An 8,644-nucleotide genomic window follows, 5' to 3' on the forward strand; every position below is an offset into this window, starting at 1 on the left:
TCATTAGAGAAAGTGTATCACAGAGAAGTCGAGCATATCAAGAGCCGCAAGGAGTTATAACCATGTTGTGTATCGAGCGGGATCAGAGCGGGGCCATCGTGGCCATACGCCGGGTGGAGGGTCGGCCGGGGCTGGAACCTGCCTCGTTGCTGGATGAGGAGGTGCTCGGTTTTCTCCGTGACACCGGGGAGTTGGAAAATCTGACGCATTTGTTGACCCTGACCGATACCGCTATTGTCCGGGTCCTGGAGGATCTCATCGATCTGCTCATCGAGAAAAAACTGATTCTGTTCACTGAATTACCGCCGCCGGCCCAGGAAAAAATCCAGGAGCGGAAACTGTTGCGCAGTCGGATCGGCTCCGCCTCGCTCATGGTCGATGATATCCTCTGAGATTTTCAACGTACCAGTTCGTCCAGCGGGCGAGGGTGTTGAATAAAAAACCCCTGAGCCCCGTCCAAAGGCATGGTTGCCAACGTACGCCACTGAGCCTCGGTTTCGATTCCCTCCACCATCACCTTGATATCGAGGCTGTGGGCCGCGGTGCACAGGGCGTTGATGAAAAAAGAGCTGTCGCCGTGGTCATCCTGCAAGGTGTTGGTGAGAGCGCGGTCGATCTTGACATAATCGGGCAGGAGTGATTGCAGATAACCGAAATGGATCAGGCCCTGGCCAAAGTGGTCGATGCCGATGCAATGTCCCCGCGGCCTGATCCGTCGTGCGAAGGCGGCGATCAGGTCACTGTGGCGGAGGAGACGGAATTCGGGGAATTCGAAATTGAGCCGCAGGCCTTCCCGGGCGCATCGCTCCAGTTGGTCATGCAGCCAGATCACGAAGGTTTGGTCGGTCAGGGAAAGAGGAGAGAGATTGATGGCCGTGGGTAGAGAAGTCCTTCGCAAAAGTGGTTCGGCCAGAATCTGTTCGATGATCATCTTGTCCAGAGCCGGCATGAGGCCGAGACGCTCCGCCGTGGGAACGAACTGACCCACAGAAAGAAGTCTATTGTCGGGTGCGGACACCCTGGTGAGGATTTCAAGATGGATGCTGGTGCGCTCCGGGTCGCGGAGGCTGACCGTAGGCTGGCCATAAAGGATAACGGACCGGTGTTCCAGGATACAGTCCAAAAGATCTCGCCACTGGCTCTGCCCCATGGTGATGGTGTGCTCATCGGAAACCGCTCCCAGCAGGACGGCCGGTGTAGTGTTGCCGTAGCCGGCCGAGGCCAGGGCGGTGTCGGCCTGTTCCAGCAGATGACGGCAAGAGGTTGCCCGCTCATACACTACCCCGCCACAGGCGATGATGACCGGATCGGGCAGATCAGTCGTCGGATGACGGAGAGCGTCCAGGGTGGCGGCCGCAATCTGATGGGCGAGATCAGTACCGAGGTTTGGCAGCAGCAGCGCGAAATCGCCCCCGCCCAGGCGGGCGATGACCGCTTCGGGTAATTCACGGCAAACCTGGCTCATGATGGCAGCGCTTTCCCTGAGCAGGCGATCGCCGGCCTCGTAGCCCCCCGTGCGGTTGATTTCCTGGAGGCCCTGGATCCGCAGGAGCAGAAAGGCACCCTGTATCGTCCCGGTTTTCTCTTCAATTTTTGCTTTGACCTGGGCTTCAATATAGCGTCGGTTGCCGACCCCTGTCACTGGATCCTGGTAGGCCCGTTGCCGCAGGCTCTCGGCAACGGCGGCCTGTTCCTCGAACATCTCCCGGATTCTGCTGGTCATTCGATTCATGGCCAGAACCACCTGGCGGAGTTCCCTGGTCCGCGGCAGCTGATCCTGGATCTGGAAGTTCCGTTCGCAAAGGGCCAGTGCCTGTGCCTCAACCCGCCGCAAGGGGCCGAGCAGGCCACGTAGTCCGAGGCCACCAACCAGGGTGATGATCAGGCCGGTGAACAGGAACCAGCGCCCGGTGTCACGGGCCGACTGCCAGAGCATCCGGTAGGCATAGCCGGGGTGACTTTCCACGGTAACCGACCCGATCTGACGCCAGCCCGCCATGACCAGGGCCTCCCCCCGTGGCGGTTCCAGCTCCACCATGGTGGTGAACCAGGTCGGTACCTGGTCCAGGTTGACGTTAATAGACCGGTCAACCAGAATCTGGCCCTCGATGTCCACCACCCGAATACGCTGGTAATAGCCCCGATCAAACAAGGCACTGACCATGGTTTCCATGACCGGCACATCGACGCCATCGGTGAGGGCGGTCAGGGAAAGGCCAAGGGAGGTGGCCGTGTCCTGGGCATGGGATGTCAGTTGACTGACAAGGTATGCACGGGTACGTTTGAGTTCGGCCACCCACAGCCCGATGCAGAGACAGAGCAGAATGATGAAGGCGAAGCCGAGCAATTGTCGGAACAGGGTCATGGTATATCCTTGAGAAAAGACAGTTCTTGGTCGATTCGGGTCAGCAGATCGCTCCAGCGGCTGAGTCGGCTGCTGTCCCCGACCAGTTTTCCTCTGCCGCGTTGTTTGGCCAGCCACAACCCGGTGCCGTTGATACTGTACACCGGCAGCAGGTCCGTTCGTTGCGACGAGGGATCGATGGTGTCCACCAGGTTGTCGAGTACCAGCGGTTCGGCTCCGGGACTTGGATAATAGGTGAGAACCATGTGGGCCTGATTGAGGTGCAGGGCCTTGGCATAGGTCAAGGTCAGTTTGGCTTCAGGGATGCCGAGCAGGAGCAGGGTGAAAAACTTGGCAATGGCGAAGTCCTCGCAATCGCCGCCGCCACTGGCCAGGAATTCCACCGGCGTGGCCCAGTAATCCTCTTGTTGCCAGTGGATGATATCATCGATGAAGTCCAGGCGGTTGAAGAAGCGGTTGACTGTATCCAGCTGTTCCTTTTCACTGCTGGCATCCGAGGTCTGGATCAGGTGCTGCCATTCAAGTAAACGTTGTCGTGCCGCGGGGCCATACTGTTTTTCCGCCATGCGCAGGGTCTGCTCGGGAATGACAAAGGGTTCATCCGGGCAGACCGTGACCACCGTGACAACGAGAACAAAGAGAAGCAGCGGGAAGAGGAGGACGCCACGTTTGCAAAGGATAGGCAACCGACCCAGGGACATGCTCACCGCGACAGAAAAGAGGGGAAAAAGTGCCGCCCGGAAACCGTGAGCGGTCGTCCATGCGGCAGCCTAGCTTATCGTGGCCGTTCGATTACACTACGTTGTATCGGACGGTTACGGGCAATGGATGTGTGTGGACGAATGGCCCGAAGGACGGAGGGTAAGGCGTGCTGTCAAGGAAACAGTCGCACTTAGCACCTTAATATAACACGATAAAGCAAAAAGAAGTAGTTACCCATCACCGGCTCAGGTGTCGGTGGGCAATCCGTGTACTGCCTGTTTGCCGCTTTTTGCCGGCGGGAGAGGTGAAACCGGCAACCCCTCCACCAGGTATGGAGGGTTTACCGGTTGAGCATGCCTCAAAAGGGAGAAATCTCAGGATTGGGTCCTGGAATCAGTCCGGTGTGAGGTGTTGTCGTTGTCGACAAACCCTTCCTCCGGCCAATCAAGCTGCAGAGCGGTGATCAGCTTGCCGGTGCTGTTCATGATTCTGTAGCGGGCATACAGGCCATCATAATCGGCGGTAACCAGTTGCCGGGCCGCATCGAGTCGTTCCGCTTCGGCATCGAGTACATCCAGCAGGGTGCGCTGGCCAATATTCCATTGTCTGGTGTACGCTTCCGCTGTTGCAGTGGCGAATTGCAGGCGTTGTTCGAGATAGCCGATCTTCATGTTGGCAGCCTCATGAGCCTGCCAGGAAAGACGTATGGATTCGACAACTTGTCGATGGGTATGGTTGCGGATTTCCCGGGCCTCGTTGATGAGTTCAACAGTCTCGTTTTTTCGAGCCTGGTCGTGCCAGCCGTTGAAAAGATTATAGCGCAAGCGAACAAAAACACGCAAGTCCTCGCGTTCCCGGTTATTATCGTAATAGGAGCTGAAGTTGGTGTCTTCCTCGAAGATTTTATCTATTTCAAAATCGATGATCGGCAGGAAGGGACTTTTGGCTACCTCCTCCTGAAGTTTGCGGGCTTCGACATCGGTATAGGCCGATCTGAGCTGCGGATGGGTGGCCAGGGCGGCTTGTTCCGCTTCCTGTAAGCTGAAGGGCAGGAGGTCGTCGCTGATCTCCGGGCGAATCAGTTGCCCGGGCAGATGTCCGACCTGGGCCAGATAATTTGTCCGGGCATCGGCCAGATTCTGTTCGGTAACCACGACATTAGCGCGGGCCAGGTTGAGGCGGCTCTGGATCTGGTCCATATCGGCCCTACGGTCAACGCCCGATTCGCTGCGCAAACGGATTTGATCGGCGATACGTTCGTGGAGAAGCAGGTTCTCCCTGGCCAGTTCGGCAATGGTCTCGTTCTTGAGGACGTCGAGGTACACGTCAACTGTTCGTAGAGCGGTGTTTTCCGCTGTACTGCGGACTACATAGGCCTGGGAATGGACGCGGGCCTGCTGCCGCTTTACTTCATTTTTGGTGGAAAAACCGGCAAAGAGATTCTGGCGCAGGCCGATGCGGACCAGCCGGGGGTCCAGATCGTCGTCAAAGGGCTTTTTAACATAATTCTTGCCGGCTCCGGCCTCTATGTCCAATGTAGGGAAGTAGGCGGCTCGGGCCTGCCGGATCTCCTCGTCCCTGGCCAGGCGATTGTGGGCGACAGCGCGGATATCCGGATGGGTTTCGATCGTTTTTTCGACTGCATCCCTAAGAGTCTCGGCACCTTCGGCACAAAATGGCGAGACGAAAGTAAAGGAGCCCACCAAGGCGATGGCAAGAACAAGGCTAATTTTTCTGACAATCATGGGTAACCTCTTGCTGGTGATGAATACAGGAGAGTGCTATAGTTAAATTATATTAATAATATTAGAAAATGTTCAAGGTCCGCAACGTATTTGTTTGAAAAACTGTTTTTTCGCTCATGGATGGTTGGTGGTCATATCCAGTCCGGGTTGTGGCGCCTCTTTTGGCGGGAGCAAATTATGCAAAGTTTAATGAAAAAATTTTTTGCAAGCATGGAAAAAGAGCGGTATGCGGAAAAGAAAAGCTGAAAGAGCGGGTGGCCCCTTTATTGTCGGTGACAGTCTAGCCGGGTTGTATGCATCGCAACAATGGCAGCAACATTGGCGTTTGTTCCGTTTAGCTCGCGATTGGCCCGGCATTGTCGGTGAACAGGTCGCCCGCCTGACCGCACCGGCTCTCTTCCGCCACAATGTCCTTTGGGTCCATGTGCAGGATTCATCCTCGATGCATCACCTCCAGTTTGTCAAGCTGGACCTGCTGGCGAGGGTGAATCAGGTATTGGGTGATCGCCCTGCCTCCGATATCCGCTGGATGCTGCAACCAGCCTCGCCCCCTGAACCCGAATTCCCAAATGAAGAGCTTCGACCCGTCAGTCCCGAGGCAGAGCAATACTTTGCGGAGATGACCTGCGGCATAGCCGACCAGGAGTGCCGGCAAGCCTTGTATCGACTCTGGCGGAATTATTCGGCCCGCGTCGGGAGCAAGGAATAAATGAACCCTGCCTGAGGCGCTTATTTTGCTCTTTCAGCGCAAATAGGCTATGCTGGCGGCCGAAACAGACCCCTTGTTTTCCTGAACACCTCCTGAGACAGTATGAACATCGTCGAATTGATAGGTAACACCCCGTTGGTTGATTTAAACCGGCTCAATCCCGCGGCCGCCAAGGTTCGACTGCTGGCAAAACTTGAATCACGCAACCCCGGTGGTTCCGTCAAGGACAGGGTCGCCCTGTCCATGGTCGAGGCCGCTGAAAAGAGCGGTGAGATGCATCGCGACAAGATTCTGCTTGAAGCCACCAGTGGTAACACCGGTATCGGCATGGCCATGGTCTGCGCCGCCAAACAGTACCGCTGCCAGTTGATCATGCCGGAATCGGCCTCCATTGAAAGGCGGTTGATCATGCAGGCCTACGGTGCCGAGATCATTCTCACCCCGGCCCGGCGGTCCACCGATGGGGCCATCGAAAAGGCCTACGCTCTGGCCCGTGAACATCCGGATCGGTATTATCTCGCCGATCAGTTCAACAATCCGGCCAACTGGCAGGCCCATTACCGCACCACCGCGCCAGAGATCTGGGAACAGACCGGCGGTATGGTCACCGATATCATCGTTACTTTGGGTACTTCCGGCACCGCCATGGGGCTGTCCCGGTGGTTCCGGGATCATCACCCGCATGTTCGGGTCATTGCGGTGGAGCCCTATCTGGGCCACAAGATCCAGGGGCTCAAGAATATGAAAGAGTCATACAAGCCGGGGATCTTTGACAAAACACTTCCGCACAGTATTGTCAACGTCGCCGATGAAGACGCCTTTGCCACTGTACGTCGTCTGGCCGCGGAAGAAGGTGTGTTTGCCGGCATGAGCAGCGGTGCCGCCATGTTCGCCGCCATCGAGCAGGCAAGGCAGATCGAGGAAGGGTGTGTTGTCGCTGTTCTTCCCGACGGTGGTGAGCGGTACCTGAGCACCACTCTGTTCGTCCAGCGGGAAAAGGTTGCGGAGGAAACTTCGCAGCTGCGGCTGTTCAACACCATGAGCCGAAAGAAAGAGATTTTTCGACCGATCAGTGATCAGCGCATCACCTTGTACGCCTGCGGTCCAACTGCTTTCGAGTCACCCCACCTCGCCCACTGCCGACGTTTCATCGTAGCCGATCTTATTCATCGATATCTGCGGTTCAGCGGTTATACGGTGGAGTCCTACATGAATTTCACCGACCTCGATGATAATACCATCGAGGGGGCTGCCCGGGCCAATGCCGATTTGTTTGCTTTCACCAGTCAGTATATCAATGAATTCATGGAGGCGGCCGATATCCTCAACGTGGAACGGGCCACCGGCTACCCCCTGGCCTCGGAGCATGTGGGCGATATGATCGAAATCACCCATGAGCTCATTCATAAAGGGTATGCCTACGAGAAACATGGATCGATTTATTTCGATATCTCCAAGTTCAAGAAGTACGGGCGGCTATCCGGGGTTGATCTGAGCAAGATCAAAATCGGCCAGACCGTGGATCTGGATAACTACGAAAAAGATAATCCCTGTGATTTCACCCTGCTCAAGCGCTCTACCCTGGCGGAGCTCAAGCGGGGCATTTTTTATGAAACCGACTGGGGTAATATCCGCCCTGGCTGGCATATCGAGTGTTCAGCCATGGCAACCCGCTATCTGGGCGAGACCCTGGATATTCATACCGCCAGCCAGGATCTGGTTTTCCCGCATCACGAAAACGAGATCGCCATTGCCGAGGCCCTCACCGGCAAACCTTTGGCCAATTACTGGCTCCATTCCGGCCAACTGCTCAAGGATGGCAGGAAAATGGCTGATGAGACCGGCAACATTGTCACTCTGCGGGAGGTTCTGGACAAGGGATACACTGGCCGCGAACTGCGCTTCATGCTGCTCGGAGTCCATTATAGCAAGCCCTTGTTCTTCTCCTATAAACGACTCGATACCGCCCGGACGGCCCTCAGGCGGATTGATGAGTACACCCGTAAACTGCTCTGCCTGCCCGCCGGACTGCCCCATCCCGAGGTGGCGGCCTATGTCTCGCAACTGGAAAAGCGCTTCACCGAGGCCATGAACGATGACCTCAATATTTCCGGTGCCATCGGTGGTCTGTTTCATTTCATCAAACAGACCAATCCCATCGTACAGGCAAGCCAGCTCGATCGGGATCAGAAAAACGATGTCCTCGAAGCCCTGCGGACCATAAACACGGTTCTCGGTTTTCTCCGTCTGGAGCAGTGTCCCCTGACCCCGGAGATCGACCGGCTTATCCGCCAGCGGGAACGTGCCCGGCAGCTCAAGGACTGGACCGCTGCCGATTCCGTCCGCGAGGAACTGCTTCGCCAGGGCGTCACCATTCATGATACCGCTTCTGGGCCGATCTGGGAGCGCATCAACGAGGGTGTTGAGTAAAGGGGTTGTCCTCGTGGATATGGCATTGACAAGGAGAAGGGCATCGCATAATGGTTGCGTTCTCCGCTGTTCCTCTGTACATTGCCGACGAAATTACGTGATGCGCGCCAGTAGCTCAGCTGGATAGAGCAACGGCCTTCTAAGCCGTGGGTCAGGGGTTCGAATCCCTTCTGGCGTGCCAGTACATCAAGGGTTTAAGTGCATTTGCTTGAACCCTTTTTTTGTTTTGTTCCGTGCCTGGTGCAGGGAAAGCGTCTGTATCCTTTTCCTTCACCGGGGAAAGAATGCATCAGTTGCTGGCCAGAAGATGCCTTTGGAGAAATTTCAGGGAGATCCATTATGCAAGAGCAACTTCGGGAAACATTGCAGCGTCGGTTGGATATACTCCGCGAGGAAATGGCCTCATTCCCGGAAGACATGGGGATAGGGCCAAAAGAACTGCTCAAGGAGACCATGGAGGAGAATCTGGCGATTGCCAAGGTGGACGGCAACCAGAAGGAGATCGAACAATTCAAGCTGGCCTTGCTACTGATCGACGAATTGGAATAGTTTGTCGGTCATTGTTCACCCTGAAAATCGGATAAAGCGAACACTTTAATCCCTCAACACAGCTCCATGAGCACGGTTTAGTTGAAAATCCGTGTTTTTTTCTTGCCCTTTAACATGTACGTATTATATTTATACGCACATGTT

Annotated in this window: 7 protein-coding genes and 1 tRNA gene; 5 read left to right on the forward strand and 3 right to left on the reverse strand. The window is 55.8% G+C overall.

Annotation, left to right across the window (positions count from 1 at the left end; genetic code table 11):
• Positions 1–62 precede the first annotated feature (62 nt).
• On the forward strand, positions 63–392 hold the full coding sequence (locus JWG43_RS13700) for a hypothetical protein (protein ID WP_205243508.1): 330 nt from the start codon (positions 63–65) through the stop codon (positions 390–392).
• 5 nt (positions 393–397) lie between these two features.
• Here the strand turns inward: JWG43_RS13700 and JWG43_RS13705 are convergent, their stop codons facing one another.
• From JWG43_RS13705 to JWG43_RS13715, 3 genes are all read right to left on the reverse strand, one after another.
• Positions 398–2,365, reverse strand: a complete 1,968-nt coding sequence (locus tag JWG43_RS13705; RefSeq protein ID WP_205243509.1) for an EAL domain-containing protein — start codon at positions 2,363–2,365, stop codon at positions 398–400.
• The gene (locus tag JWG43_RS13710; protein WP_205243510.1) at positions 2,362–3,066 is read right to left on the reverse strand and encodes a transglutaminase-like cysteine peptidase; all 705 of its coding nucleotides are present in this window, start codon (positions 3,064–3,066) and stop codon (positions 2,362–2,364) included. The genes JWG43_RS13705 and JWG43_RS13710 overlap by 4 nt, the downstream gene beginning before the upstream one ends.
• A 375-nt stretch (positions 3,067–3,441) precedes the next feature.
• A complete protein-coding gene (locus JWG43_RS13715) occupies positions 3,442–4,812 on the reverse strand; it encodes a TolC family outer membrane protein (RefSeq protein WP_205243511.1) in 1,371 nt (456 codons plus the stop codon).
• A 226-nt stretch (positions 4,813–5,038) separates the two neighbouring features.
• Between JWG43_RS13715 and JWG43_RS13720 the strand changes: the two genes are divergently transcribed.
• From JWG43_RS13720 to JWG43_RS13735, 4 genes are all read left to right on the forward strand, one after another.
• A complete protein-coding gene (locus tag JWG43_RS13720; protein WP_205243512.1) occupies positions 5,039–5,521 on the forward strand; it encodes a DciA family protein in 483 nt (160 codons plus the stop codon).
• A gap of 102 nt (positions 5,522–5,623) precedes the next feature.
• Entirely contained in the window at positions 5,624–7,951 is a 2,328-nt protein-coding gene (gene cysS, locus JWG43_RS13725; RefSeq protein WP_205243513.1) for a cysteine--tRNA ligase, read from the forward strand.
• Positions 7,952–8,055: 104 nt separating this feature from the next.
• A tRNA-Arg gene (locus tag JWG43_RS13730) sits at positions 8,056–8,132 on the forward strand.
• 158 nt (positions 8,133–8,290) lie between these two features.
• Complete coding sequence (locus JWG43_RS13735; RefSeq protein ID WP_205243514.1) at positions 8,291–8,500, forward strand: hypothetical protein; 210 nt, start codon at positions 8,291–8,293, stop codon at positions 8,498–8,500.
• Positions 8,501–8,644 lie beyond the last annotated feature (144 nt).

Source organism: Desulfobulbus alkaliphilus (genome assembly GCF_016918545.1).
GTDB classification, from domain to species: Bacteria; Desulfobacterota; Desulfobulbia; order Desulfobulbales; family Desulfobulbaceae; genus Desulfobulbus; species Desulfobulbus alkaliphilus.